This is a genomic window from Streptomyces vilmorinianum (assembly GCF_005517195.1).
GTDB lineage: Bacteria > Actinomycetota > Actinomycetes > Streptomycetales > Streptomycetaceae > Streptomyces > Streptomyces vilmorinianum.
This window is the reverse complement of record NZ_CP040244.1, coordinates 6447548-6473267: the sequence shown is the minus strand read 5'-3', so window position 1 is coordinate 6473267 and position 25720 is coordinate 6447548. Positions and strand designations below refer to the sequence as shown.

Sequence of the window (25720 nt, the reverse complement as noted above, 5' to 3'; positions counted from 1 at the left end):
TCGCGAAGCCGTCGTCAGGAGTAGACCGTGCTGCAACTGCCGCATCAGTCCCGCCAGGTCGCCGCCGTTCCGCCCCCGCGCGCTCCCGCACGGGAGGACGAGGCCGGCCCCTGGCACACGGAGGCGGTGTGCCGCCGGGACGAGGCCGGACTGTTCTTCGCCCCCTCCAAGGAGCCGACCGCCTCCCGGCTCTCGCGCGAGGAGGCCGCGAAGCAGGTCTGCGCCCGCTGCCCCGTGATGGTCGAGTGCCGGGAGCACGCGCTGCTCCAGCCGGAGCCGTACGGCGTGTGGGGCGGGCTGACCGCGGCCGAGCGCCGCGTCGTGCTCGCCCGGCGCAGGCGGCGGGAGGTGGAGCTCAAGAAGGCGGCGGCAGCGGACCGGGTCGCCGCGGCCGGCTGACGGGCCTCCGTACGGGCCGTACGGGAAGGGGCGCCCCCACCGCACATGGGGGCGCCCCTCTTCGTACCGCAGTCAGGTGGTGCTTCGCCTGCTGCTTGCCTGCTACTCGGCCGCTACTTCGCCTGCTACTTCGCGCGGTCGAAGTCGATCTTGCTGTACGCGCGCAGCTTCGACAGCCGGTGCGTGGAGTCGATCTGGCGGATCGTGCCGGACTTCGAGCGCATCACCAGCGAGGACGTGGTCGCGGTCTCCGAGCGGTAGCGGACGCCGCGCAGCAGCTCGCCGTCCGTGATGCCGGTGGCGACGAAGAACACGTTCTCGCCGCTGACCAGGTCGTTCGTGGACAGCACACGGTCCAGGTCGTGCCCGGCGTCGAGCGCCTTCTGCCGCTCGGCCTCGTCCTTGGGCCACAGCTTGCCCTGGATGACACCGCCCAGGCACTTGATGGCGCAGGCCGAGATGATGCCCTCGGGCGTACCGCCGATGCCGAGGAGCATGTCCACGCCGGTGCCCTCGCGGACGGCCATGATCGAGCCGGCGACGTCGCCGTCCGAGATGAACTTGATCCGGGCGCCGGTCTCGCGGATCTCCTTGACGATGCCCTCGTGGCGGGGGCGGTCAAGGATCACGACCGTGACGTCCTCGGGGGACATGCCCTTGGCCTTGGCGACCCGGCGGATGTTGACCGAGACGGGGGCGTTGATGTCGACGAAGTCGGCGGCCTCGGGGCCGGTGACCAGCTTGTCCATGTAGAAGACCGCGGACGGGTCGAACATGGTGCCGCGGTCGGCGGCGGCGAGGACGGCGATCGCGTTCGGCATGCCCTTGGCGTTGAGCGTGGTGCCGTCGATCGGGTCGACGGCGATGTCCACCTCGGCGCCGGTCCCGTCGCCGATGCGCTCCCCGTTGTAGAGCATGGGAGCTTCGTCCTTCTCGCCCTCGCCGATGACGACGACGCCGTTCATCGAGACGGTGGAGACGAGGGTCCGCATGGCGTTGACCGCCGCGCCGTCCGCGCCGATCTTGTCGCCGCGGCCGACCCAGCGGCCGGCGGCCATGGCGGCGGCCTCGGTGACGCGCACCAGCTCCAGGGCCAGGTTGCGGTCGGGGGCCTCGGGGGAGACCTCGAGCTCGGACGGCAGATGATGCTCGGTCATCGGAGCGCACCTTTCTGTACGGCGACGGCCGGAATAAAGAGGGTGCTGCGACTCTATCGGTACGTCGACAAATTGAGCAGAGGGGCCCACGTATGAGCACAACACCATGATGCGACCATGGGGGGCGTGGCAGGTATGCGAGGCAGGCAGACGGTACGCGGGATGTTCCAGTCCCTGGCGGTGATCATGGTCGCCGCGGGCGTGATGTATCTCTTCATCCCGCACGACGAGGACGCGGTCCCGGTCAAGGCGAAGGACTATCGGGTGGAGCTCCTGACGGCCCAGCGGGCGGCGCCGTACCCGGTGCTGGCCCCCGAGGGGCTCGGCGAGGGCTGGAAGGCGACCGTCGTCTCGTACAAGCGTGAGCAGGGCGACGCCTGGCAGCTGGGCTTCCTGGACCCGGACACCCAGTACGTGGCGATCCACCAGTCGACGGCGGAGCCCGCGAAGTACATCCCCGAGGTCACGCAGAAGGCCGAGAACTCCGGGAAGACCCAGACGGTCGCCGGCCAGGTCTGGCAGCGCTGGGAGGGGCCGAAGTACGACGCCCTGGTGCGCACGGACGGCGGAGCGACGACGGTCGTGACCGGCACGGCCTCGTTCGAGCGGCTGGCCGAGATGGCGGGCGCGCTGCAGTCGAAGAAGGCTTAGGGGCGAAGGCGAAGGCGAAGGCGAAGGCGTAGCGATACGCGAGGAACCCCCGGACTCGTGGAGTCCGGGGGTTCCTCGCGTCCGTGACGGCGCTCAGACGTCGCGTCCGCGACGGGGCTCAGACGGTGGTGACGACCTCGTCGAAGTCGAGGCGCGGGGAGCGCGGGAACCAGGCGCCCTCGCCCGGCTTGCCGATGTTGACGACCATCAGCGGGGTGTGGTCGTCGTCCAGGAACTCCTTCTGGACGCCGGCGAAGTCGAGACCGGTCATCGGGCCGGCGGCCAGGCCGGCGGCGCGGACGCCGATGATGAAGTACGCGGCCTGGAGGGCGGCGTTGAGGAGCGCGGAGCCCTCACGGGCCGGGCGCTCGGCGAAGAACATGTCCTTGGCCTGCGGGAAGTGCGGGAGCAGGGCCGGAAGCTCCTCGTGGAACTCGTTGTCCGCGGAGAGGATCGCGACCAGCGGGGCGGCGGCGGTCTTCGGCTGGTTGCCCTCGGCCATGTGCGTGACCAGACGCTCGCGGGCCTCGGGGGAGCGGACCAGCGTGATGCGCAGCGGAGTCTGGTTGAACGCGGTCGGGCCGAACTTGACGAGGTCGTAGATCGCCTGGACCTGCTCGTCGGTCACCGGCTCGTCGGTGAAGGTGTTGGCGGTGCGGGCCTCGCGGAAGAGGAGGTCCTGGGCGGCGGGGTCAAGGATGAGGGACATGGGTGCGTGCCTTCCGGACGTGCAGGGGGTTCCAGCGATGCCCTCACCGTACGACCGTGATTGATGAAAGTTCAACTAAACGAAGCGGATGGTGTTCCGTTTCACAGTCCCCAGTGCGCGCCTATGCGCTCTATGCGCCCTATGCGTCTACGCGCCTACGCGTCCTCGTCGTCCCCCCCGGTCTCCGCGTCCTCCGGAGTGGCCAGCGCGGCGTCCAGCCGTGCCCGCGCGCCTTCCAGCCAACGCCGGCAGACCTTGGCCAATTCCTCTCCGCGCTCCCAGAGCGCGAGCGACTCCTCGAGGGTCGTACCGCCCGTCTCCAGGCGCCGGACGACCTCGATCAGCTCGTCGCGCGCCTGCTCGTACCCGAGCGCCTCTTCCGTGGTGGCTGCCATGGGAACCACCCTAAGCGCCGGGTCCGACAACACGCCGTACCGTGAACTCGCCCGCCGCGACCCTGGCCCGCAGCTCCTCGTCCACCGCGACCTCCTCCGGGGACCGCACGACCGATCCGTCCGCCCGCTGGAGCACCGCGTACCCGCGCTCCATCGTCGCGGCCGGCGACAGCGCCCGGACCCGCGCGCGGGTGTGCGACAGCTCCGAGTCGGCCCGGTCGAGGAGATGCCCGAGGGTCCGCCTGCTGCGCGCGAGCAGCGCGTCGAGCTCGTCCTCGCGCTGCTCCACCATCCGCTGTGGATGCTCCATGACCGGGCGTGCGAGCGCGTGCGCGAGGCCGCGCTCCTCCCGGTCGAGCAGCCCGCGCACGGTCCGCAGCGCCCGGTCCCGCAGGCCCTGCACCCGGTCCAGCTCCTCGCCGACGTCCGGTACGACCTTCTTGGCGGCGTCGGTCGGCGTGGAGGCCCGCAGATCGGCGACGAGGTCGAGCAGGGGCGAGTCCGGTTCGTGGCCGATCGCGGAGACCACCGGCGTACGGCAGTCGGCGACGGCCCGGATCAGCTGCTCGTCCGAGAACGGCAGCAGATCCTCCACGCTGCCGCCGCCCCGGGCCACGATGATCACGTCCACTCCGTCGTGCGCGTCCAGCTCCTTCACGGCCTGGACGACCTGGGGCACGGCCTTCACGCCCTGCACGGCGACGTTGCGCACCTCGAACCGGACGGCCGGCCAGCGCCGCCGCGCGTTCTCCAGGACGTCCCGCTCGGCGGCGGAGGCGCGGCCGCAGACCAGGCCGACGAGCTGGGGGAGGAACGGCACGGGCTTCTTGCGGTCGAGCGCGAAGAGCCCCTCGGCGCCCAGGCTCCGCTTCAGCTGCTCCAGCCGGGCCAGCAGCTCCCCGATGCCGACCGGCTTGATCTCCACCGCCCGCAGGGACAGCTGCCCGCGCGGCGCGTACCACTCGGGCTTGGCGTGCACGACGACCCGGGCGCCCTCGGAGACGATGTCGGCGACGGCGTCGAAGACCTGGCGGTAGCAGGTGACGCCGATGGAGATGTCGTACGAGGGATCCCGCAGCGTCAGAAAGACGACCCCGGCCCCGGGCCGCCGCGACAGCTGCGTGATCTGCCCCTCGACCCACACGGCACCGAGCCGGTCGATCCACCCCCCGATCAGCCGGGAGACCTCTCCGACGGGCAGCGGCGCTTCTGCGGACGTAGTGAGACCCATGCGCCGAGCGTAGTGGCCGCCTAGGACATCCGTTGTGGGCGACTTCCGCCGGGGCGGAACGGTGGGCACAACCCACAGGGGCGGCGCCCCTTCAGGCGCGTTCGCTCGCGGCCTTCGCAGGCCGGGTCCGCCGCCCGGGTCCGCCGCCCGGGTCCGCCGCCCGCTCAAGGGCTCCGCGTCGCCCCCTGCACCGCGAGCACCACCAGCCCCACCCCCAGCCAGACCACGCCCACCACCTGCGCCGACACCGCCGCCTCCGCGATCACCGCGATCAGGATCGCCGCGCCCACCACCGGCATCACCACATGCCGCAGCCAGTGCGGTGGCCCCGCCATCCGGCGTACCGCGAACCACCCCACCACGCTCGCGTGCAGCAGCACGAACGCCGTCAGCGCCCCGATGTCGACCACCGAGACCAGGTGGTCGAGGCCGTCGTCCCGCTGCGCCGCCCAGACCGCCGCCACCATCGTGACCGCCGCCGCCAGCAGCAGCGCGACCCGCGGCACGCCCGCGTCCGTACGCGCCAGCAGATGCGGAAGCCGCCGGTCACGGGCCATGGCGAAGAGCAGCCGGCCCGCGGCCGCCTGGCCCGCCAGCGCGGCGAACGCCGCGCCGATCGCCTTCGACACCGCCACCAGGTCGTGCAGCCACGTCCCGACGGACGCGTCCACCGCGTCGTAGAAGGCCGAGCCCTGTCCGGCGGGATCCGCCGCCAGCTCCGCGGACGACAGCGGCTCAAGGAGCGCCACCAGATACGTCTGGGTCACGAACAGCGCGCCCGCGAGCGCCAGACAGAACAGCACCGCCCGCGCCACCTTCGCCGACCCTCCGGTGACCTCCTCCGCGAACGAGGCGATCGCGTCGAAGCCGAGGTACGACAGCACGGCCACCGACACCGCGCCCAGCACCGCGGCCACCGAGAACGCCCCGTCCCCGGTCAGCGGCGACCACCAGTCGCGCCGCGCCCCGTCCCGTACGAGAACGGCCACCGCCGACACCACGAAGACCAGCAGCACCACGATCTCCATCGCGAGCACCGCGAAGCCGACCCGCGCCGCCGCCCGTACGCCCCACAGATTCAGCAGGGTCGTGATCACCACCGCCAGCGCCGTCCACACCCACCGGTCCACCTCCGGTACAAGCGCCTCCATCGCGATGCCCGCGAAGAGATAGGCCACGGCCGGGATCAGCAGGTAGTCGAGCATCGCCATCCACCCGGCGACGAACCCCGGCCCGTCGCCCAGCCCCTTGCGGGCGTACGTGAAGACGGAGCCCGCCAGCGGGGCGACCCGCACCATCTGGGCGTAGCTGAAAGCGGTGAACGCCATCGCGACGGTGGCGACGAGGTAGACCAGCGCCACGGCGCCGTGCGACTTCGCGTCGAGGGTGCCGAAGACACCGACGGGGGCCATGGGCGCGATGAACAGCAGCCCGTACACGACAAGGTCGCGGAACCCGAGGGTCCGCCGCAGTCCGGTGTGCGCCGCCACCTGCGCTGCCACCTGTGCTTCCTCGGCCATGGGCACAGTCTCGGCCACGGTGTCGATCATCCGTCTCAGCGACGCGACCGCAGCGGGTCGCCCGACCGCGCGGCCTTACGATGGGACGCATGACTGCAACGCCCGCGACCAACCGCCCGAAGCGTGTCCTGCTCGCCGCTCCCCGCGGCTACTGCGCGGGCGTGGACCGTGCCGTGATCGCCGTGGAGAAGGCCCTGGAGCAGTACGGGGCGCCGATCTACGTCCGTCACGAGATCGTGCACAACAAGTACGTCGTACAGACCCTGGAGCGGAAGGGCGCCATCTTCGTCGACCAGGCGACCGAGGTGCCCCCGGGCAACATCGTGATGTTCTCCGCGCACGGCGTCGCCCCGACCGTGCACGAGGAGGCCCGCGAGGGCCGCCTCAAGACCATCGACGCGACCTGCCCGCTGGTCACGAAGGTGCACAAGGAGGCCGTGCGGTTCGCCAAGGAGGACTTCGACATCCTCCTGATCGGCCACGAGGGCCACGAGGAGGTCATCGGCACCTCCGGCGAGGCCCCCGACCACATCCAGCTCGTCGACGGCCCGGAGGACGTGGCCAAGGTCGAGGTCCGCGACCCGTCCAGGGTCGTCTGGCTCTCCCAGACCACGCTCTCCGTCGACGAGACGATGGAGACCGTGGACGCGCTGAAGGAGAAGTTCCCGCAGCTGATCTCCCCGCCGTCCGACGACATCTGCTACGCCACGCAGAACCGGCAGCTGGCCATCAAGGAGCTCGCCGGCCAGGCCGAGCTGGTGATCGTCGTCGGCTCGAAGAACTCCTCGAACTCGATCCGTATGGTCGAGGTCGCCAAGCAGGCCGGTGTCCCGGCCGCGTACCTGGTCGACTTCGCGAGCGAGATCGACGAGGCCTGGCTGGAGGGCGTCACCTCGGTCGGCCTGTCGTCGGGCGCCTCGGTGCCGGACGTCCTCGTCCAGGAGGTCCTGGAATGGCTCGCCGAGCGCGGCTACGCGGACGTGGAGATCGTCAAGACGGCCGACGAGTCCCTGACCTTCTCGCTCCCCAAGGAGCTCCGGAACAAGGACCTGCGCGCCGAGGCGGCCGACCTCGTCAAGGAGTAACGGCCGTCGTCAGCCCGTAACGTTGGGTCCATGAACGTCTTCGGAGTGGACATCGGCGGCTCGGGCATCAAGGGCGCTCCCGTGGACCTGGAGCGAGGAGACCTCGCCGAGCCCCGCCACAAGGTACTGACCCCGCAGCCCGCCACACCCGACGGTGTGGCGGGCTGTGTCGCGGAGGTCGTGGAGAACTTCGGCTGGTCGGGTCCGGTCGGGGTGACCTTCCCCGGTGTCGTCACCGGCTCCACGATCCGTACGGCCGCGAACGTCGACAAGGCATGGATCGACGTCGACGCGGGCAAGCTGATCGGCGACCGCCTGGGCGGGCTGCCGGTGACGGTCCTGAACGACGCGGACGCGGCCGGGGTCGCCGAGATGACCTTCGGCGCGGGCCGGGGCCGCAAGGGCACGGTGATCCTGCTGACGCTCGGTACGGGCATCGGTTCGGCGCTCTTCGTCGACGGCCGCCTCGTGCCCAACACGGAGCTGGGGCACCTGGAGCTGAAGGGCCACGACGCCGAGAAGCGGGCCTCGACGAAGGCGAAGGACGACGAGGGCCTCAGCTGGGAGCACTGGGCGACGCGGCGCCTGCAGAAGTACCTGGCCCATGTGGAGATGCTGTTCTCGCCGGAGCTGTTCATCATCGGCGGGGGAGTGAGCCGGAAGGCGGACAGGTTCCTGCCACTGATCGAGGGCATCAGGGCGGAGATCGTGCCGGCGGGGCTGCGGAACAACGCGGGGATCGTGGGCGCGGCGATGGCGGCGCAGGCGCGCTAGGGGCCCCGGCTTCCGGCTCTACGGGGCGGGCCGCCGCACCGCGTGGGGTGCCCCCGCCCCGGCAGCCCGGGCGGCGGCCGCCCGCTGGCGGCGCCCCATGTCCCGTACCTTCCGGACGCAGGTGATCAGCCCGGCGACGAGGGTGCCGCCGTAGAGCCAGCCGGCGTGCACGGCCAGGGCGGTGACGACGGCCATCGCCTGCCCGCCGAAGCCGCCCGTGCCGCCCGCGATGGGCACCACGCCCACGGCGAAGGCGATGGGCACGCTGATCGGGGCGGTGACGAGGTCGGCGGTACGGACCCAGAGCGCGGTCAGGGCGCTGACCGGCAGGAACAGCAGGCCGAAGACGAGGGGTGAGCCGTCGAGGAGCACCCGGTCGAGGAACCCGATGACCAGCATGGCGGCGGAGGCGAAGAGCCCGGCGCCGAGGCCGGTCAGCCTCGGGTTGGGCAGCCGCCGCAGGGCGAGGACGACGGGCGGCACGGGCCGGGTCCTTACGGGGCGCACGGGCATGGCCCGCTCGACCCGGCCGTTGCCCGGGCCCCCCGGACGTGCGGCGACGCGATAGACGGTGGCGCCTTCCACGAGCGCGCCGGGCGGCGTGAGAGGCGTCTGCGGCCGCCGGCGGCCTCGAGGCTGACTTGTCCTGTGCTGCTCCACCCCACCAACGTAGGTCGGGAAGGGCCGGGGGAGCGGTACAGGACACGCCCTTTGGGTGACCTTGCCCTTGAGTTCGACCGAAGGTCGACGTCGCAGGCCGGTTCGGACCCCCCGTAAACTGGGGGATCGGCCCACCCACCGCACCCCCATCCGTACTCCAGGAAGTCGCCACCGTGTCGCTCACGATCGGAATCGTCGGTCTGCCGAATGTCGGCAAGTCGACCCTGTTCAACGCCCTGACCAAGAACGACGTCCTGGCGGCCAACTACCCGTTCGCCACGATCGAGCCGAACGTCGGCGTCGTCGGTGTCCCCGACGCGCGTCTGGCGAAGCTGGCCGAGATCTTCGGCTCGCAGCGCCTCCTCCCGGCGACGGTCGACTTCGTCGACATCGCGGGCATCGTGCGCGGCGCGAGCGAGGGCGAGGGCCTGGGCAACAAGTTCCTGGCGAACATCCGCGAGTCCGACGCGATCTGCCAGGTCATCCGCGCCTTCAAGGACGAGAACGTCGTGCACGTCGACGGCAAGGTCTCGCCGAAGGACGACATCGAGACGATCAACACCGAGCTGATCCTCGCCGACCTGCAGACGATCGAGAAGGTCCTGCCGCGCCTGGCGAAGGAAGCCCGCATCAAGAAGGACGTGGCCCCGAAGGTCGCGGCGGTCGAGGCGGCCAAGGAGATCCTGGAGCGCGGAGACACCCTGTTCTCGCAGGGCATCGTCCAGGGCTCGGACAAGGCCGAGCTCCTGCACGACCTGCACCTGCTCACCACCAAGCCGTTCCTCTACGTCTTCAACGTCGACGAGGACGAGCTGACCGACGACTCCTTCAAGGACGAGCAGCGCGCGCTGGTCGCCCCGGCCGAGGCGATCTTCCTCAACGCCAAGCTGGAGCAGGACCTCGCCGAGCTCGACGAGGAGGACGCCATGGAACTCCTCCAGTCCGTGGGCGCCGAGGAGCCGGGCCTGGCGACGCTGGCCCGCGTCGGCTTCGACACCCTGGGCCTGCAGACCTACCTCACGGCAGGCCCGAAGGAATCCCGCGCCTGGACGATCAAGAAGGGCGCGACGGCCCCCGAGGCGGCCGGTGTGATCCACACCGACTTCCAGAAGGGCTTCATCAAGGCCGAGGTCATCTCCTTCGCCGACCTCGTAGAAACGGGCTCGGTGGCCGACGCCCGCGCGGCGGGCAAGGCCCGCATGGAGGGCAAGGAGTACGTGATGCAGGACGGCGACGTGGTGGAGTTCCGCTTCAATGTGTAGCGGCTGACATATCACCACGTCGCTGATCTGGCAAATGTGCAGGTCAGAGAGGGTCCGACTCTTCGGGGTCGGGCCCTTGGTTTTTTCCCGTGCTGGGATTGTGCTGGGATGGGATGGGGGCGCCGGTGCTGGGATTTGTGCGAGCCGGGCGCTGGCCGAGTGTGAAGGTAGTGCGAACGTGGCGCTTTTCCTACTCGTTTGACACAATCGCGGTATGGCTGAGACGACGTACAGCATCGGGGAAGGCCCGGCGACGCGGGTGAGCCTGTCGCTGCCGGAGGGGACTGCGGAGGCGATCCGGGCTCGGGTGGGCAAGCGGGAATTCTCCGCGTTCATCGCCGAGGCGGTCGAGCGTGAGTTGCGCGGGCAGGTCCTGGACGAGTACCTGGCGGACTACGAGAGTCGCAAGGGGCCGGTTTCCGAGCCGGCTCGTCAGCGGGCGCGGCAGGTCTTCGACGAGGTGTTCGCCGAGGAGGCCGAGTGGCCCGCCGCAGGCTGAGTCACGAGGGGGCGCTGGTCCTCGACAGCGAGGGACTCTCGAAGCTGCTCGCCGACGACGAGCAGGTGGTGGCTCTGATCGCTGAGGCGCGCTCGCGCGGCATGGAGGTCGTGATCAGTGCGCTCACCATCATCGAAGCCGTCCACTCGCCTACGAACAAGTCCCGTTTGAACTGGGTGCTGTCCGGGCTGCGGGTGGTCCCGGTCGGTGACGAGGAGGCGAGGGCGGCCTCGAAGTTGCTGATGAATGCCGGATTGCATGGACACAAGTACGCGATCGATGCGGCGGTCGCCGAGGTCGCGCTGCGACAGCATCGCCCTGTGGTCATGCTCACTTCCGATATCGACGACATGGCCAAGCTGTGCGGCGAGCGGGTACGGCTCGTGGCGGTGTGAGCTCCTCTGGTCGCCGGCACCGCAGCCGGCTATCGGGTGTAGGGGGATCCCGGCGGGAAGGGCAAGGCCCCCAGAAGGTGGGCAGCCACCAGCAGAGCACCGAGCGGTCGTCGGGCCACGGGGCTCGGTCCTCGGCTGCCCAGTCCTCGAAGGAGTCCCGGGTCAGATCGATGGGGCGCCAGGCGGGGTCGAGCGGCTCGTCTTCGGCCGGCGGGCGGACGAACCGGCGGCCGTGCTCGTCGCAGGCGCCGAAGTCCTGGTAGTTCCGCTGGGCCTCGATCAAGGAGACCTTGTTCGCGCCGCCGCCCATGGTCGGCCAGCGGAACTGGACCCCGTCGTCCTCCCAGAAGCAGACGGGGCAGATCTCGTACGAGCCGGGCATCTCGCCCAGCACGCGGTGCCCGCAGCAGGGACAGGGGTAGCGGTCGCTCACCTGGGCAGTCTCCTTGCCGGTCCCGCCGGTGCGCCATGGATTTCTCGGCCTCCGCCCGCCCGGCCGGTCCGCAGCCAGTCCGCAGGACACCCGTAAACGATCGTCGGGAGCCAACGTATGCCAACGAGGAAATCCCAGGTCAGGATCGGGCTTCAGGCACTCCGCTTCAACGTGTGATGTCTCGTCAAGAACCGTGCCCGACCCGCCTGTTGGTGGGGCGGGTATAGGCGCCTGTCCGTGTGGAGTCCTTGCCCCGTGACGTGGGGCAGCGGCAGGTCTGGTCGGCGTCAGGCTGCCTCAGACCTTGACGACCTCCACGGAAGGGCCGCACAGGAGTGTCAGATCCTCGGGGTCGGACGTGAGGACGGTGACGGGCCGGGGTGCGTTGCGGGCGATGACGGCGAAGGCGGCACCGATTGCGTACTTGTGCCCGTGGAGGTGATGGGTGCGCAGAAGCGCGGCGGCCTGGTCGGTGATCTCCTTGGTGACGTCGTGAACGTCGACGCGGGAGAGGATCCATTTGATACGGGCGGGGTGGATGCGCTCGTAGTCGGCCTCGAGGGTGGTCATGGCGCTTGTGGCGACGCGGATGCCCTCTTCCGACGCCGCTTGGACCAGAGCCACGACGGCACGGTCCTTGAGGTAGAGCTTCGAGAGGCCTTCGCTGTCGAGCAGGAGCGTGCCGGGCATCAGGCGGCGGCCCCGCCGGCCTGTCGGTGGTCGTGGCGCAGCAGCGCCCGGGCGGTCTCGACCTCCTCGCGGGTGAGAGCTTCGTTGTCGGTCTCGAAGTCGGCGACGATCTCCCGGAGCTTGTCCATGGCGACCCGCTGTTCGAGTGCCTCGGCAACGTAGGCGGAGAAACCGCCAGGGCCGACGTGGGCGCGTACGGCCTCGGCGAGGTCCTCGGGCAGGCTGATCGAGTACTTCTTGCTACCACTCATGATGCCAATCCTACCGGCGGTGGTAAGTCTTCGCGAGGTGAACGGCCCCACGGACAGACCGGTCGCAGTGGAGTCGGCGGGGAGATGCGATCGACGTTCCACGGGCTGGGCTGGTCCGTGGCGAAGTCCACCCCGCAAAGCAAGAAGCCATCCCCTTCAGGGTCGGAAGAGTCACCAGGGATCGCAGGCGCCGCCGAATCGGGCGGCGCACACTGAGGTGAGTGCGATCCGCTCCGCGAGGTGATCCGATGCGCCGAATCCTGTCTGCCGGTTGCGCCTCTCTCCTGGCGCTGGCACTCGCAGGGGCGAGTGGCTGTGGCTCCTCCGGTGAGGAGCAGAAGGTGGAAACGGGTCCGACAGTCACGAGGACCCAGACCGTCACAGCGGAGCCGACGCCCACTCCCACGCCGCCTTCCACCCCGCCGAAGCCGACTGCAGCTCCCACTGCTGACGCGGCCTCCACTGTCGAGGCGTATTTCGCTGCCATCAATGCGCGCGACTACCGACGAGCGTGGGACCTCGGGGGCAAGAATCTTGGCGGCTCTTACGAGTCCTTCCAGGCAGGCTTTGCCGACACCGTTCAGGACACCGTCCGCATCGTCGATGTCCAGGACGGCGCGGTCACGGTCACGCTCGACGCCCTGCAGGCGGATGGGACCGTGCGTTCCTTCGAGGGCACGTACGAGGTCAGGAACGGGGTGATTGTCGACGCCGACGTACGGCTAGTGAGCCCGACGCCGGAGAGCGCAGCACCGACAGTGCCGGAGGACACCATCCGCTCATATCCCCCGGGTCCTCCTGCGGGCGTTCCCGACGTCGACTGCTCAGACCTTCCTGGTCCCGTTTGGGTCGGCCCCTCAGACCCCCACCGCCTCGACCGCGACGGTGATGGCATCGGCTGCGAACTCGACTGAAGCCCCGGACATCGGCAGCGTCTGGGTGCATGGGTACGACGCGGCCCAGCATCTCGGGCTACGGAAGTGACCAGCTGTCGGCGAACGCACTGGAGGTCGGTCCAGCGGCGCTTTCTCGGTCTCGGGACACCCGGCCAGTCCGCGGCCAGTCCGCGGGACACGCTGTCTCGGGGCGATCTGCACGTGCTCAGAGCTGGGGCTTCCGGGGTGCCGTATGAGGCCGGACAGAACGAAGGGCGCACCTGGGGAGGGGCACGGAAGCCCGGCACGCATGGGGAAGCGGTGCCGGACAGGATGGGGGAGTGGCTGACCTGGTGCGGGATGACGTCAGAGGGTTCCTTGACCCTGATCTGGTGGGCGCGCTGCCGGACGTGCTCGTTTCTGAGGGCCTCGGTCGAGGAGTGGCAGGCTGTCCTCGACCTTGCGAACTGGCGCCGAAGGTGGTGTGAGTCAGGCGACTGGCGACGCGCACGCCAGGAATGGCCCGGCCGCCTTACTCCAGGACTCGCCCCGTGCGAGTGCGGCTGCTCCCTCCGTACGTAGCGACTCGACGACGGGCGAGAGGAAGTCGGTACGCCAGTGTCGTACGGCTTGCTCCTGCATCCCGCTCGCGTCGACGACCGCACCCACCTTCGCTTCGAGCACGGCCACGCCCTCTGCGACGTCTTCACCGGTCCACTCGTCCATGCGGTCGGCCACCAGGGCCCAGGTCAGCTTGATCATGCGCCGGATCGTAGAGGCGACGGCGGCGAGCAGGGAGAGGTTGGTGACGCCGTCGCGCTGACGACCGAGCGGGACGTCCCTGCCCCGACGGGCCCATGGTCGCTCGGCGAGGCCCCTGCGTACGCCCTCGGCCAGGTTCTCGCAAAGGCGGCACTCAGCCCTTTCCCCGTGGGGCAGTGGCCGGGAACCGTCGGGTGTGGGTGGGGCGTGGTTTTCTGGGAAAGCGCGTTGTTGTCGATGTCGGGGAGGCAATGAAGTGCGTGACGAGACTGCGCTCGCCGAGCAGATCGCCGAGCGGCGGGCCGGGACGGGCGATCCGCGGGCGCTCCTCGGGGAGTTGAGACGGGCCCGGGTGCTCGTGCCGCTGGACCGGGGTGGGCTGTGGACGGGGCACTTCGGCGGTGTGCGCTGGGTGTTCGCGTTCACCGGCGAGGAGGCCCTCGCCCGCTTCGCGCGGTCGCGGGCGCGGGAGTCCGGGAACGCCCAGGACAGCGCGCGGCCCTGGGAGTACGCCGAACTGCTCGGCGCCCGGCTGCTCGACGAGATCATCCCGGCGATGGGCGAGCCCGCGGGCATCGCCGTCGACGTCGCCGACCCCGACGGGTCCATGCTCTTCCCGCCCGCCATGGGCATCGTTCCGGACGAGGCCGCCGTCGACACGCCGGACAAGCTCGCAGGGGGTGCCGCCTGATGGGTGACGGGGCGAAGGACCTCGGTATCGACAACTACACCGTCCAGCGGCTCACCCAGGGCCTGCGCAACGCGGTCGGTGAGCTGAAGGAGATCGGTACGAGCACCGGAGCGGTGCTCGGCAAGGGCTTCTCCGAACTGGCGATGACCGGCATGGAAGCCGGGCACCACGGCCTGTCCGTGGACTTCGAGGACTTCTGCGAGCGGTGGGAGTGGGGCGTACGGGCGCTGGTCCAGGACGCCAACACCATCGCGGCGAAGCTTGGCCTGGCCGCGGGCGTGCTGTGGGAGGAGGACCAGTACGTCCAGAGTTCGCTGAAGTTCGGCGTCAACTCGATCGCCGGCGGCAGCCCGTACGCCTCCGAGGAGGACATCGCCAAGCAGGACTGGGGCGATGTGTTCACACCGGACGCGCTGAACCCGGACTGGAGCTCCGAGTCGTGGGACCGCGCCGGTGACGAGATGGCCCAGACCTGGAAGGACACCGGGCGTTCGCTGCTCACCGAGGGGCAGGGCGGCGAGCGGTCGCGGATGCTGAACGACCTCCTCGGCATCGACCAGGAACAGTTCGACGAGGCCGTCGACGACACCTTCGGGCCGTCGCCCGAGGAGCGCGCCCAGCAGCAGGAACAAGAGCCGGAACAACAGCCGCGGAACGACGGCGGGGGGAACTGACGTATGGGCATCGGGGATTTCGTCAGTGACATCACGCCGGATGTCGTCGAGGACGCGGTCGAGGACGGCGTCGAGTGGGTCGGCAACCGCGTCGAGGACGCCGGCAACTGGACGGCGGACCGGCTCGAGGACGTCGGCTGGGAGTCCGGTGCGGACTGGGTGCGCGAGCAGTCGCGTTCACTGGCGAACAGGATGGGCGCCGAGGTCGACGAGATGGACCTCGGGCAGACCGAGGACAAGACCAAGCTCGTCTACGGCTCGCCGAGCAAGCTGCGCTCCACCGCGTCCCACCTGCGCGACTTCACGAATGCGTTCAACGACGTCGGGCTCGGTCTCGAAGGGCTCGACTCGGACTCCCTGCAGGGGCAGGCGGCGGACGCGTTCCGCAGGACGGTGAAACTGGAACCGCCCAAGTGGTACAAGGGCGCGGACGCGTTCGAGGGGGCGGCGAAGGCGCTGGAGTCGTTCGCGGACACGGTGACCTGGGCGCAGAGCCAGGCGCAGCTCGCGATCGACAAGTGGAAGGAAGGCACGAAGGCCTCGGCGGACGCCCTGGACGCGCACAACAACAAGGTCGACGACTACAACAACGCCGTCGACAAGTACAACGCGACGCCCGCCGACAAGCGCGACCCCGCCACACTGCCGGCGAAGCCGGGCGAGTTCTCCGACCCCGGCAAGGCGAAGATGCAGGAGGCGCAGGACATCCTCGCCGAGGCGCGCAAGCAGCGGAACACCGCCGCCGAGACCGCCCGCAAAGCCGTGCAGAAGGCCCGGGACGCCGCCCCGCCCAAGCCCTCCTACGGCGAACAGCTGAAGGACGGGCTCGACGAGCTCGAACTGATGAAGACCCACTTCACCATGGGCGCGGTCAAGGGCACCGCGGGCATCGTGAACTTCGTCCGGGGCGTCAATCCGCTGGACCCGTACAACATCACGCATCCTGCCGAGTACGTCACCAATCTCAACAGCACCGTCGCCGGACTCGTCCAGGTCGCCAACGATCCCTGGGGCACCGGCAAGCAGATGCTGGACAACTTCATGAAGGACCCCGCGGAAGGGCTCGGCACGCTTGTGCCGGACGCGATCCTCACCGCCGCGACGGCGGGCGCCGGAGCGGCCGTGAAGGGCGTGAGGCTCACGGACGAGCTCGCGGACGCCGCCAAGGCGCGCCGCGCCGACGACCTCAGGGAGACCGTCCGCAGGCCCGACGGCAAGCAGTGCGGCCGTGAGCCCGTCGACTTCGCGACCGGCCGCATGTTCCTGCCGCAGGAGGACGTGCTGCTGCCGGGCAGCCTGCCGCTGCTGTTCCGCAGGGACTTCGAGTCCTCGTACCGGGCGGGCCGCTGGTTCGGCGAGAGCTGGTCCTCGACGATCGACCAGCGCCTGACCGTCGACCCGATCGGTGTCGTCTTCCACGGTGAGGACAACCTGCTGGTCCCGTATCCGCACCCCGCCCCCGGCACGCCGGTGCTCCCCGAGGCCGGGCCGCGCTGGCCGCTGGAGCGGCACACCGACGGCAGTTACACGCTCACCGATCCGAACACGGGCATCGTCCGGCACTTTCTCGCCCCGCCCGGCGCCGAGCCGGGAGACGACGGCTCCGCGCCGCTCGCCGAGATCGCCGACCGCAACGGGCGCACGATCACCGCCGAGTACGACGAGGACGGCGCCCCGCTCGCCCTCACCCACTCGGGGGGCTACCGCCTCACGTTCACCACGGAGAACCGCCGGATCACCTCGCTGAGCCTCGGCGGCACCGAGATCGCCCGATACGGATACAGCGAGGAAGGCCATCTCACCGAGGTCACCAAGTCCTCCGGCATTCCCACCCGGTTCGCCTACGACACCGAAGGCCGCATCCTCGCCTGGACCGACACGAACGGCTCCAGCTACAGCTTCGTGTACGACGACAGGGACCGGTGCGTGTCCCAGACCGGTGTCGAGGGGCATCTGGCCTCGGAGTTCCACTACAGCGACCCGCACCCCGACACCGGCCTGACCACGACCACGGTCACCGACTCCCTCGGCCACACCTGGCGCTACACGGTCAACAGCCACCTCCAGGTCGTCGCCGAGACCTGGCCCACGGGCGGGACGATCCGGTACGCCTACGACCGCGACGACCGGCTGTTGTCCCGTACCGACCAGCTCGGCGCGCGCACCGAGTTCCGCTGGGACGACGAGGGTCGTCTCGTCTCGACGACCCGCCCCGACGGCAGTGTGCAGACGGCGGCCTACGGCAGCGACGGCCGCCCGGTCGAGCTGGTCCAGCCGGGCGGGCTGCGCTGGCAGCAGGAGTTCGACGAGCGCGGCGACCGTGTCGCGGTCACCGACCCCGCCGGGCGCACCACCCGCTACACCCACGACGCGCTCGGCCACGTCACCTCGGTCACCGGCCCTCCCCCGCGAGCGGGGGGACCCCCAGGCGCCACGACCCTGCTGCGCCACAACGCCGCGGGCCTTCTCATGGCCCAGACGGCCCCGGACGGCGGTACGACGTCGTACGTGCGGGACGCCTTCGGCCGGATCACCGAGCGCACCGGACCGAGCGGCGGCACCGCCCGCTTCGAGTGGACCCCTGAGGGCCGGCTCGCGCGGTTCACGGGCCCGGACGGGGCCGTGGAGTCGTGGACGTACGACGGCGAGGGCAACTGCCTCAGCCACACCGACCCCGAGGGCGGCACCACGACCTTCGAGTACACCCACTTCGACCTGCTCACGGCTCGCACCGACCCGGACGGCACCCGCCACGAGTTCACGCACGACACCGAACTGCGCCTCACCGAGGTCAGCAACCCGCTGGGCCTGCGGTGGAGCTACACCTACGACGCGGCCGGCAACCTCGTCGCCGAGACCGACTTCGACGGCCGCACCGTCGCCTACGACGTCGATCCGCTCGGCCGGGTGCTGACCCGCACCACCCCGCTCGGCGCGGCCGTCCGCTACGAGCGGGACGTGCTCGGCCGGGTCGTCCGCAAGGACGCCGGCGGCGCCGTGACGACGTACGCGTACGACCCCGCCGGCCGGCTGCTGCGGGCCATCGGGCCCGACGCGGAGCTGACGTACACGTACGACCGCCGGGGCCACGTCAAGACCGAACTGGTCGACGGGCGTGCGCTGTCGTTCTCCTACGACGCGGCCGGGCGCCGCACCCGGCGCGTCACCCCGAGCGGCCATGTCACCTCGTACACGCACGACAGCGCGGGCCGTGCCGCCGCGCTGACCGTCGCGGGCCACGCCATCGTGTTCACGCGTGACGCCGCGGGGCGCGAGCTGACCCGCAGCGTCGGGGAGACGCTGACGCTGACGTCGGACTGGGACGCCGCGGGCCGGCTCACCGCCCAGGAGATCGCGCGTGGCGGCCACCGGCTGAACCTGCGGACGTACGCGTACCGCGAGGACGGCCATCTCGTCGCGGTCGACGACGCCCTGCGCGGCCCGCGCCGCTTCGGTCTTGACGCGACGGGCCGGGTCACCGCCGTCACGGCCGACCAGTGGACCGAGTCCTACGCGTACGACAGCGGCGGCAACACCATCTCCGCCGCCTGGCCGGACCGCCACGCGAGTGGCGACGCGCGCGGCAGGCGCTCCTACACCGGCACCCGGATCACGGAGGCCGGGGCCAACCGCTACGTGTACGACGAGGCCGGCCGGCTGATCCGCCGCACGAAGACCCGGCTGTCGAAGAAGCGTGACGTGTGGACGTACGCGTACGACGCCGAGGACCGGCTCACCGAGGTCAGGACCCCGGACGGCACTCTGTGGCGCTACCGGTACGACCCGCTCGGCCGGCGCATCGCGAAGGAGCGCATGGCCGAGGAGCGCACGGCCGAGGAGCGCACGGCCAAGGAGCGCATCGCCAAGGAGCGCATCGCCAAGGAGCGCCTGGCGGCCGACGGCATGGCGGTGGCCGACGGCGAGGCGGCCGACGGCGAGGTAGCCGACGGCCTGGCGGTGGCCGACGGCCTGGCGGTCGCCGACGGCTTGGCGGTGGCCGAGCGCACGCGCTTCGTCTGGGACGGTCCCGTGCTCGCGGAGCAGACCACGGAGATCCCCGGCGAGCTGCCCCACCACACCACGCTGAGCTGGGACCACGAGGGCCTGACCCCTGTCGCCCAGACCGAACGGCTGACCGACGCGGCCACCCAGCGGGAGATCGACGCGCGGTTCTTCGCGATCGCGACCGACCTCATCGGCACCCCGACCGAGCTCATCGACGAGGACGGGCGCGTCGCCTGGCAGAGCCGCACCACGCTGTGGGGCATCACGACGTGGAACGCCGACGCGTCCGCGTACACACCGCTGCGGTTCCCCGGCCAGTACTTCGACCCGGAGACCGGCTTCCACTACAACCACCACCGCTACTACGACCCGCAGACCGCCCGGTACACCACGCCCGACCCGCTGGGCCTCGCGCCCGCGCCCAACCCGACGGCGTACGTGCACAACCCGCACCGGTTCAGCGATCCGCTGGGCCTCGCGCCGTACGAGGACAACGGAGGGCTCGGCGACCTCATCGAGGTCAACAAGCCCGACGCCGACGCGGACAAGCTGGCCGAGAAGCTCGGCGGAGAGCCCCGAAGGCGGTTCGCGAACGACCCGGACGGACGCGAGTTCGACGCGATCAGCGACGAGTACGTGGCCCAGGCGAAGCCCGCGGACTTCACCCTGAACAAGAAGTTCCGCAAGCAGGCGCAAGCCACGTTCGAGGCGGCGATCCAGAGTGGCCGCACGCCGTACTTCCAGTTCGACGGACCGCCCGGACCAGGCGTGATCGATAAGCTCCAGGAGTACGGACGCCGGTACGGCGTCGAGCCGGTGATCGACACGACTCCGCTGGAGTGAGGGCATGTACGAGTTCCATGGCTGGTTCGGTATCTCGGAGGACCCGTACGAGGACGACTCGCAGTCCCTGAGGGCGGGCATCGAGGAGCTGCGCGCGCGGATCGACGCGGTCCAGTGGTCCTCCAGCTGCAAGGTCGCGCTCGACGTCTTCAACGGGCTCGACGTCGTCACGGCCACCGGCCACACGAACCACATCGGCTACGAGGCCGGGCAGCTGGACGAACTGGTGGCGTACATCGCGCGCCGCTTCCCCGGCTCGTGGGGGCTGCTCCACGACCGCTCCGACGAAGGCGACATCCCGAACGCCGACAACGCGTTCCGGGTACGGGTCATACGCAGGGGGGTCGTCGAGGAGCGCCTGGATCCGTTCCTCTCGCCGTGCAATCCGGTGATCGAGGACTGAGCCCTCCTCCCGGATGCCGTCCGGGCCCGGTCTGGTCGATCCACGGAAAGGGCCGGGCTCTGCCGAGTCCGGCCCTTTCCGTGCCCGTGCCCGTGCCCGTGCCCGTGCCCGTGCCTGTGTCCGTGTGCGTGTCCGGCCGCGGCGCGGTGTCAGTCGCCCATGCCCGGGCCGAGGCCGGGGCCCGGGCGGTGGTGGTCCGGTGGCGGCTGGTGCGGCTGCTGGGCGGGGCCGGCTGGGCGTGCCCTGCGGGCCTGGGGCACGCCCAGCTGCCACAGATGCGCGTCGGGCGCGCCCCGGCCGGGTGCCGGTCCGGGGGTGGGGGGTGCCGGCCGGCGGGGGACCTCGGCCGTCTGTGCGGGGGCCGGGGGCGGCGTGCCGGGACCGCCTCCGGGCTGCTCGGCCTCCGCGGTCGGTTCCGGCCGTTCCGGCCGCTTCCAGCGTTCCGGGACGGTTGCCAGCCGTTGTACGGCGTGCTCGTCACCCGCCTGCGCCGCCGCCACGGCACGCGCTCGCAGCGCGCTCTGCCGGGCGATGGGGGAGAAGCCCGGCGAGGCGTTACCGGTCTCGGCCGGCAGTGCGCGGGCGCCCATCTGGTTCAACTGCCCCTGGGTGCCCGGAGAGAACACCTCACGCGGAAGCTGCCAGGAGGCCGCGCCGTCCACGTCCACCTGGTGCTGCCGGCCGTCCTTGGTACGGAAGGTCAGTCCGTAGCCGATGTACTGGTCGTCCTTGTCGAACAGCAGGTCGCCGTCGATCTCTCCCCCGAGGTCCCGCACCTCGTTGGCGAGCACCTGCAACGCGGGAGGCAGGGGGTTCGTACGGCCCAGGCTGGCGACGTAGCCGTCGGCCTCGAGCGTCTTGCTTTCCTTGGTCTTCTCGTCCACGTAGGGCACCCGGAAGCAGGTCCGGCCGTTCTCGTCCCGGTAGGTGTCGATCGCTCTCACGTCCGCGTTGATCAGTGTCAGGCGGCCGTCTCCTCCCTCCTTTGCGACGTGCTTGCGCTCCATGGCCGGGTACTGGACCTGGTGCGCCAGCGCGGGCGGGGGCGGCATGCGGCCGACGATCGTGACCCTCGCGTGAGGGTTCTCCTTCAGGATGATCTCCGCGTTGGCGACACCGGTGCCGCCCGAACCCGCGATGATCCAGTGCTTCGCGTCCCCCGGGTCGAAGCGGTTCTCGGCGACCTCGTCGCCCATGAGCGCCCGCCCCGGTGCCGCCTCGCGCGCGGCCTCCCATTTCTGGGTCGCCTTGAGGGCGATGAAGCAGTTGTCCATGCGGGTGGCCGCCCCGTCCTCAAGGCCCGCCTTCAGGGCCTCCCGCAGAGGGGAGGGCTCCAGAGTGTCCAACACCGTCGCGGTGTCCGCCCCGCCCCGCTCGGCCTGGGTCAGCGACGCGCGCAGCTCCGCCGCTCCGGTGACGCCCTGCCCCTCCAGGTCCCGCAGCCGCTCGCAGATCAGCCGTACGGCCTCGCCGCGGCTCTCCACCCCGGAGGCGCCGCGCTCCATCCCCGGGACCACCTCCGGCGTCAGGCCGGTCGCGATGCTGGGCGTCCCGTCGCACGCCACCCACAGGGGCTTCGCGCTCGCCTTGCCGTCCTGGTCGAACGGCCTCACTTCCGCGAGCAGTTCGCCGTTCCGGCCGAGCCTCAGCCGGGCGTGGCCGTTCACCACGTCGCCCTGGGTGGCGAGTTGGTCCTCCCAGAGCCGTACCGCCTCGATCGGCACCCGTTGCCTGGGGTCCTCGACAGCCTGGTACGGGTCGACGCCCATCCACTGCGCCAGGTCCCGGTCCTGGTCCGCCGACTGCACGATCCCGGCCCCGGGGTCCAGGTGCCACCGGCCCGCGCCGTCCACCAGCAACGCCTCCGGGTTGCGCCCGGTCAGGCTCGCCCCGCCGCCGATCACCACCTGGCGCAGCGGCATCTGCTGGGCCGCCAGCCGGCCCTCCAACGCCTGCACGGTCCGGTCACTGACCTGCGCGCGGTAGTCGGCCCACTGCTCGGCGGCGGTCCCCAACTGGTCGCGGGGGAGCGGCAGCCCGTTCTGGTCGTATCCGGGCAGGGGCATGGTCATGTTCCGGCGCCCGATGAACGCCTCGACCTGCCGCTGGGCCAGGAGGGCGGCGTCCCGGGAGGCCTGGAGGGCGGCGGCGTCGGTGGGGTCGAGTTGTTCGATGGGGCGGGCGAGATCTCGAACCAGGCGCTTGGCATGGGACGAGAGGAAATCCCTCGACACATAGCGCCGGGATTCGGCCGCTTCGAGCTCGCCCGCATGTGCTTCCAGCTCGGCCATGGGGGCGACCGGTCGAAGACCGCAATGGTCGAGAAGGGCGGAGAGCTCGGCACGTGACTCAGTCCGTTGCTGTTCCGGAAGGCTCATGTCGGCGGCACGGTCGGCAAGCCAGTTCAGTTCACCGATGCGCCCGTGGTCCTGGCTTGACAGCTCATTCCGCGCACCGAATTCCGCTCCTTGTTCCAGGAGGCTCTCGCGTACGGGTGCCATCCCCTGGCTGGACCGGTCGCGTACGGCGACGAGTTCACCCACCTCGTGGGCGAGAACTCGGGTCAGATGCTCGCTCGGCAGACGATCGGATATCTGCACGATGTACTGGTCCGAGGCGGTGTTCGTCACCGTATTGGCGATCGAGCCAGTCGCCATCGGAATGGCATCCACCCAGAGTGTCGCCGAATTGCCTTGGGTGTCCTGCAGGACGAAATACTCCCGCTGGGCCCGGTCCTCCGTCCGTTTCATGTGGAGCGAACCGAACCGCTCTCCCAGGACCACGGAAGCCACATTGCTCAGCTCGCGTCCGGCTGCTGCCACGAGTGCTGCCTGCTGCGCACGCAACTGGTCCTTTTGGGTGGCCTCCTCGGCCTCCGGCGACAGCACATCCGCCGGCAAGCGAGGATCGACCGGCCTGTCCACGTGATGCTCCTCCCCCGCACGCTTCCTGTACGCATTCATCGAACAGCCCGTAGGATCATGTCATGTTGACAGCGCGCTCTTCGTTCGAAGCACATCTGTACATGGATCTGCACCCCTGCGAGTGCGGATCCGGCGACTTCGACCGCCGGCACCGGCTGGAACAGCACGGCGACGACATCGTGGCGGTGTACGAGGGCGCTTGCCGACAGTGCGGTAACACCCGCCGTTTCGTCTTCCGCATGGCGGAGGAAATTCCCCCGCCGCCCCCCGCCTTCGGCGGATCCGAGCCGTCACAGATCATCGACCCCGGGGAGTTCGCCGAGGTCGCTGCCCGCATCTCGCAATCCGCTGGAATCCAGCTCCTCAACACTCCGAAGTCGGAGCACTACAAGCTGCGCGATGCGGTGGCTTACACGGTTGCGGCGTTCGAGGAGATGCTCAAGTTCCTTCCGCCTGGCCAGGATTCCATTCCGGCCAGTGCCTTCACCTCCGAAGTGGGCAAGGCCCGCTACCGGCGTGATCCCGGAAACTTCGACCGCGACATCCTCGAAGGCAACGTCGAGGACGCGCGCGCCGTCCTCGCCAACATCGACGAGGCCGGCCGCCCCCCGCACGCCCCCCGGTGACCCCAGCGGCGGGGCCCCCGCCCCGCCGCTCAAGCCCCCGTCGCGATCAGCCCCTCAGCGCCGCGCCCCCGGGTCGTACGTCGCCAGGGAGTGCTTCACGGACTGGGCGTGCGGGCCCTCCCACCACGGGATCGTCTCGACCAGGACCGGCTTCGTGCCGGAGGCCAGGACCAGGGCGCGGCCCGGAGGCATCGAGCCCAGGTCCGAGACGTGGAGGACGCGTTCGCGGCGTACGGACTCGTTCACGGTGCGGTTGCCGGACCAGTGGCCGTGCTCCGACTCGCGGGTCGTGGAGTACTCGCGCAGCTCGTACTCGCCCGCCAGGTCCGACAGGTCGCCGAGGAAGCGCGTGTCGGACACGCCGCCGCCGTAGACCCGGATGTTGGCGGCGGACCACAGCTTCTCCATGCCGCGGTCACCCCACACCTCGACGCCCTGCGCCCAGGACTGAAGGATCGTCATCAGGATGATGCCGCGCGAGCCGTAGTGCGAGTACAGGTCGGGCAGGGCCCGCCAGCGGCAGACGTTGGCCGCCTCGTCCAGGACGCCGACCAGGGGCTGCGGGAGCCGGCCGCCGCGCTGGGTCGTGGCGTACTCCTCGGCGGCCTCGACCACCGCCACGGTCAGGGCCGTGACCAGGGGGCCCGCCGAGTCGCTGCCCTCACGGGACAGGGAGTAGAGCGTGCCTCCGGTACGGACGAACTCGTGCGGGTCGAACCGGGGGCGTGCGTCCTCCGGACCCGACGGGGTGACCCACTTGTTGATCTCGGGGTTGATCAGGCACGACGCCATCTGCTGGGCCACGCCGTAGATGCCGCTGCGCTGCTTGTCGGGGGCGGTGATGACCCCGTTCAGGGCGTCGGCGGGCATCGTGTGCCCGGCGCCGCGCAGGACGCGCTCCGGGGTGTCGTCCTTGGGGTTGGCCAGCCAGGTGTAGATCTGGGTGACCGGGGCGTTCGCGGTGGCCGCGGCGAGCAGCAGGTTGGCGAGCAGGTCCTGGCCCGCCGGGTCGAAGTACGCGTCGGTGGAGGCGTTCGGGTCGCGCGAGCCGGACGCGAAGTGGTCGGCCATCTTGCGGGCCTTGGCGACATCGGTGACGTACGACAGGGGGTTCCACCACCAGGCGGGCGGCTCCGTCGCCACCTGCTGCGGGTCGAACACCCAGACGGGGCCGCGGGCCTGGCGCGGGCCGCGGGTGGCGTCCACGATGTCCCGCTTGTTGGAGGTCACGAGGACCGCACCGGGGCCGTCGAGGATCGCCGGGATCGCGCGACGCGTGGTCTTGCCCGTACGGGGACCCCAGATGTCGACGTGCATGTCCTCGAAGGAACCGAACAGCGGCTGGCGGCCCCGTACGGAGCGGCCGATGAAGACGCCCGGGATGTTGCTCAGCACGCCGAGACGCTCGGCGATGGCCGCCGCGCCCTTCATCGTGAGCTTGCCGAGCTGCTCGCCCTGCGCGAGGTGGCGGGCGGCCGCGTCGACGTCCGGCTTCCGCTTCGCGCGCTGACGCAGCCGGTAGGCCCAGAGGACGAGGATGCCGAGCAGCAGCGCCTCGCCGGCGGCGACGGCGCTCGCCGCGCTGCCCGGCCAGCTGTAGTCGCCCTTCACGAGGGCGACGGTGAACGAGAAGGGGTTGCCCGGCGGGGCCGGCGCGTCGTCGAAGGACGCGCCGAGGTACGCGGCGCCCCAGGCGCCGCACAGCACGACGAGTACGACGGCGACGAGACCGGCTATCTCGTACGTCCAGTCGTCCTCGGCGCGCGGCTTCTTCTTCTGTTCAGCGGCCATCTTTCTTCCAGACCT

At 70.6% G+C, this 25720-nt stretch carries 25 protein-coding genes; 13 read left to right on the top strand and 12 right to left on the bottom strand.

All coding sequences use genetic code 11. The features are described 5' to 3' along the window. Positions 1 to 27 precede the first annotated feature (27 nt). Positions 28 to 399: a WhiB family transcriptional regulator gene (locus FDM97_RS29885; protein WP_137993598.1), complete on the top strand. Its 372-nt coding sequence runs from the start codon at positions 28 to 30 to the stop codon at positions 397 to 399. 125 nt (positions 400 to 524) lie between these two features. On the opposite strand, the gene glpX is transcribed toward FDM97_RS29885, so the two are convergent. Continuing rightward, on the bottom strand, positions 525 to 1556 hold the full coding sequence (glpX, locus tag FDM97_RS29880) for a class II fructose-bisphosphatase (RefSeq protein ID WP_137993597.1): 1032 nt from the start codon (positions 1554 to 1556) through the stop codon (positions 525 to 527). Between the two features lie 117 nt (positions 1557 to 1673). Here glpX and FDM97_RS29875 point away from each other — a divergent pair, with 117 nt between their 5' ends. After that, a complete protein-coding gene (locus tag FDM97_RS29875) occupies positions 1674 to 2207 on the top strand; it encodes a DUF4245 domain-containing protein (protein WP_175439280.1) in 534 nt (177 codons plus the stop codon). A 118-nt stretch (positions 2208 to 2325) separates the two neighbouring features. Here the strand turns inward: FDM97_RS29875 and FDM97_RS29870 are convergent, their stop codons facing one another. The 4 genes from FDM97_RS29870 to FDM97_RS29855 form a co-directional block, all read right to left on the bottom strand. Further along, the gene (locus FDM97_RS29870) at positions 2326 to 2916 is read right to left on the bottom strand and encodes a malonic semialdehyde reductase (protein ID WP_137993595.1); all 591 of its coding nucleotides are present in this window, start codon (positions 2914 to 2916) and stop codon (positions 2326 to 2328) included. A 155-nt stretch (positions 2917 to 3071) separates the two neighbouring features. Beyond that, positions 3072 to 3311, bottom strand: a complete 240-nt coding sequence (locus tag FDM97_RS29865; RefSeq protein WP_137993594.1) for an exodeoxyribonuclease VII small subunit — start codon at positions 3309 to 3311, stop codon at positions 3072 to 3074. Between the two features lie 10 nt (positions 3312 to 3321). After that, positions 3322 to 4542, bottom strand: a complete 1221-nt coding sequence (gene xseA, locus FDM97_RS29860) for an exodeoxyribonuclease VII large subunit (protein WP_137993593.1) — start codon at positions 4540 to 4542, stop codon at positions 3322 to 3324. A 164-nt stretch (positions 4543 to 4706) separates the two neighbouring features. Then, positions 4707 to 6062, bottom strand: coding sequence for an APC family permease (locus FDM97_RS29855; RefSeq protein ID WP_137995108.1), 1356 nt, complete (start codon positions 6060 to 6062; stop codon positions 4707 to 4709). Between the two features lie 80 nt (positions 6063 to 6142). On the opposite strand from FDM97_RS29855, the gene FDM97_RS29850 reads away from it, so the two are divergent. Continuing rightward, positions 6143 to 7147, top strand: a complete 1005-nt coding sequence (locus tag FDM97_RS29850) for a 4-hydroxy-3-methylbut-2-enyl diphosphate reductase (RefSeq protein WP_137993592.1) — start codon at positions 6143 to 6145, stop codon at positions 7145 to 7147. A gap of 30 nt (positions 7148 to 7177) precedes the next feature. Then, positions 7178 to 7921, top strand: coding sequence for a polyphosphate--glucose phosphotransferase (gene ppgK / locus FDM97_RS29845; RefSeq protein ID WP_137993591.1), 744 nt, complete (start codon positions 7178 to 7180; stop codon positions 7919 to 7921). An 18-nt stretch (positions 7922 to 7939) separates the two neighbouring features. Here the strand turns inward: ppgK and FDM97_RS29840 are convergent, their stop codons facing one another. Next, positions 7940 to 8581 (bottom strand): DUF6542 domain-containing protein, encoded by a 642-nt coding sequence (locus FDM97_RS29840; RefSeq protein ID WP_175439278.1) that lies wholly within the window; start codon positions 8579 to 8581, stop codon positions 7940 to 7942. A gap of 173 nt (positions 8582 to 8754) precedes the next feature. Here FDM97_RS29840 and ychF point away from each other — a divergent pair, with 173 nt between their 5' ends. The 3 genes from ychF (at position 8755) to FDM97_RS29825 (ending at position 10737) form a co-directional block, all read left to right on the top strand. Continuing rightward, on the top strand, positions 8755 to 9843 hold the full coding sequence (ychF, locus tag FDM97_RS29835) for a redox-regulated ATPase YchF (protein WP_137993590.1): 1089 nt from the start codon (positions 8755 to 8757) through the stop codon (positions 9841 to 9843). Between the two features lie 214 nt (positions 9844 to 10057). Beyond that, positions 10058 to 10342, top strand: coding sequence for a hypothetical protein (locus FDM97_RS29830; RefSeq protein WP_006138089.1), 285 nt, complete (start codon positions 10058 to 10060; stop codon positions 10340 to 10342). Beyond that, positions 10324 to 10737 (top strand): PIN domain-containing protein, encoded by a 414-nt coding sequence (locus FDM97_RS29825; protein WP_137993589.1) that lies wholly within the window; start codon positions 10324 to 10326, stop codon positions 10735 to 10737. The genes FDM97_RS29830 and FDM97_RS29825 overlap by 19 nt, the downstream gene beginning before the upstream one ends. Here the strand turns inward: FDM97_RS29825 and FDM97_RS29820 are convergent. The 3 genes from FDM97_RS29820 to FDM97_RS29810 form a co-directional block, all read right to left on the bottom strand. Next, positions 10673 to 11170, bottom strand: a complete 498-nt coding sequence (locus FDM97_RS29820) for a CPCC family cysteine-rich protein (RefSeq protein ID WP_432816257.1) — start codon at positions 11168 to 11170, stop codon at positions 10673 to 10675. The two genes, FDM97_RS29825 and FDM97_RS29820, sit on opposite strands and share 65 nt — an antisense overlap. A gap of 297 nt (positions 11171 to 11467) precedes the next feature. Beyond that, a complete protein-coding gene (locus FDM97_RS29815; RefSeq protein ID WP_137993588.1) occupies positions 11468 to 11860 on the bottom strand; it encodes a DNA-binding protein in 393 nt (130 codons plus the stop codon). Continuing rightward, entirely contained in the window at positions 11860 to 12111 is a 252-nt protein-coding gene (locus FDM97_RS29810; protein WP_137993587.1) for a hypothetical protein, read from the bottom strand. Before FDM97_RS29810 ends, FDM97_RS29815 begins: the two co-directional genes overlap by 1 nt. A gap of 248 nt (positions 12112 to 12359) precedes the next feature. Between FDM97_RS29810 and FDM97_RS36660 the strand changes: the two genes are divergently transcribed. Beyond that, positions 12360 to 13025, top strand: coding sequence for an excalibur calcium-binding domain-containing protein (locus FDM97_RS36660; protein ID WP_254705802.1), 666 nt, complete (start codon positions 12360 to 12362; stop codon positions 13023 to 13025). Between the two features lie 450 nt (positions 13026 to 13475). Here FDM97_RS36660 and FDM97_RS36060 read toward each other — a convergent pair whose 3' ends face one another. After that, positions 13476 to 13748 (bottom strand): hypothetical protein, encoded by a 273-nt coding sequence (locus FDM97_RS36060; protein WP_175439277.1) that lies wholly within the window; start codon positions 13746 to 13748, stop codon positions 13476 to 13478. 256 nt (positions 13749 to 14004) lie between these two features. On the opposite strand from FDM97_RS36060, the gene FDM97_RS29800 reads away from it, so the two are divergent. The 4 genes from FDM97_RS29800 to FDM97_RS29785 are packed head-to-tail and all read left to right on the top strand — an operon-like array spanning position 14005 to position 20364. Then, positions 14005 to 14439 (top strand): SseB family protein, encoded by a 435-nt coding sequence (locus FDM97_RS29800; RefSeq protein WP_137993586.1) that lies wholly within the window; start codon positions 14005 to 14007, stop codon positions 14437 to 14439. Next, a complete protein-coding gene (locus tag FDM97_RS29795; RefSeq protein WP_137995106.1) occupies positions 14436 to 15113 on the top strand; it encodes a hypothetical protein in 678 nt (225 codons plus the stop codon). The genes FDM97_RS29800 and FDM97_RS29795 overlap by 4 nt, the downstream gene beginning before the upstream one ends. A gap of 3 nt (positions 15114 to 15116) precedes the next feature. Beyond that, complete coding sequence (locus tag FDM97_RS29790; protein WP_137993585.1) at positions 15117 to 19961, top strand: putative T7SS-secreted protein; 4845 nt, start codon at positions 15117 to 15119, stop codon at positions 19959 to 19961. A 4-nt stretch (positions 19962 to 19965) separates the two neighbouring features. Further along, a complete protein-coding gene (locus tag FDM97_RS29785) occupies positions 19966 to 20364 on the top strand; it encodes an Imm7 family immunity protein (RefSeq protein WP_137993584.1) in 399 nt (132 codons plus the stop codon). A gap of 149 nt (positions 20365 to 20513) precedes the next feature. On the opposite strand, the gene FDM97_RS29780 is transcribed toward FDM97_RS29785, so the two are convergent. Further along, entirely contained in the window at positions 20514 to 23288 is a 2775-nt protein-coding gene (locus FDM97_RS29780; RefSeq protein WP_137993583.1) for a hypothetical protein, read from the bottom strand. Between the two features lie 62 nt (positions 23289 to 23350). Between FDM97_RS29780 and FDM97_RS29775 the strand changes: the two genes are divergently transcribed. Then, the gene (locus FDM97_RS29775; protein ID WP_137993582.1) at positions 23351 to 23914 is read left to right on the top strand and encodes a hypothetical protein; all 564 of its coding nucleotides are present in this window, start codon (positions 23351 to 23353) and stop codon (positions 23912 to 23914) included. 54 nt (positions 23915 to 23968) lie between these two features. On the opposite strand, the gene FDM97_RS29770 is transcribed toward FDM97_RS29775, so the two are convergent. Then, positions 23969 to 25705, bottom strand: a complete 1737-nt coding sequence (locus FDM97_RS29770; protein WP_137993581.1) for a type IV secretory system conjugative DNA transfer family protein — start codon at positions 25703 to 25705, stop codon at positions 23969 to 23971. Positions 25706 to 25720 lie beyond the last annotated feature (15 nt).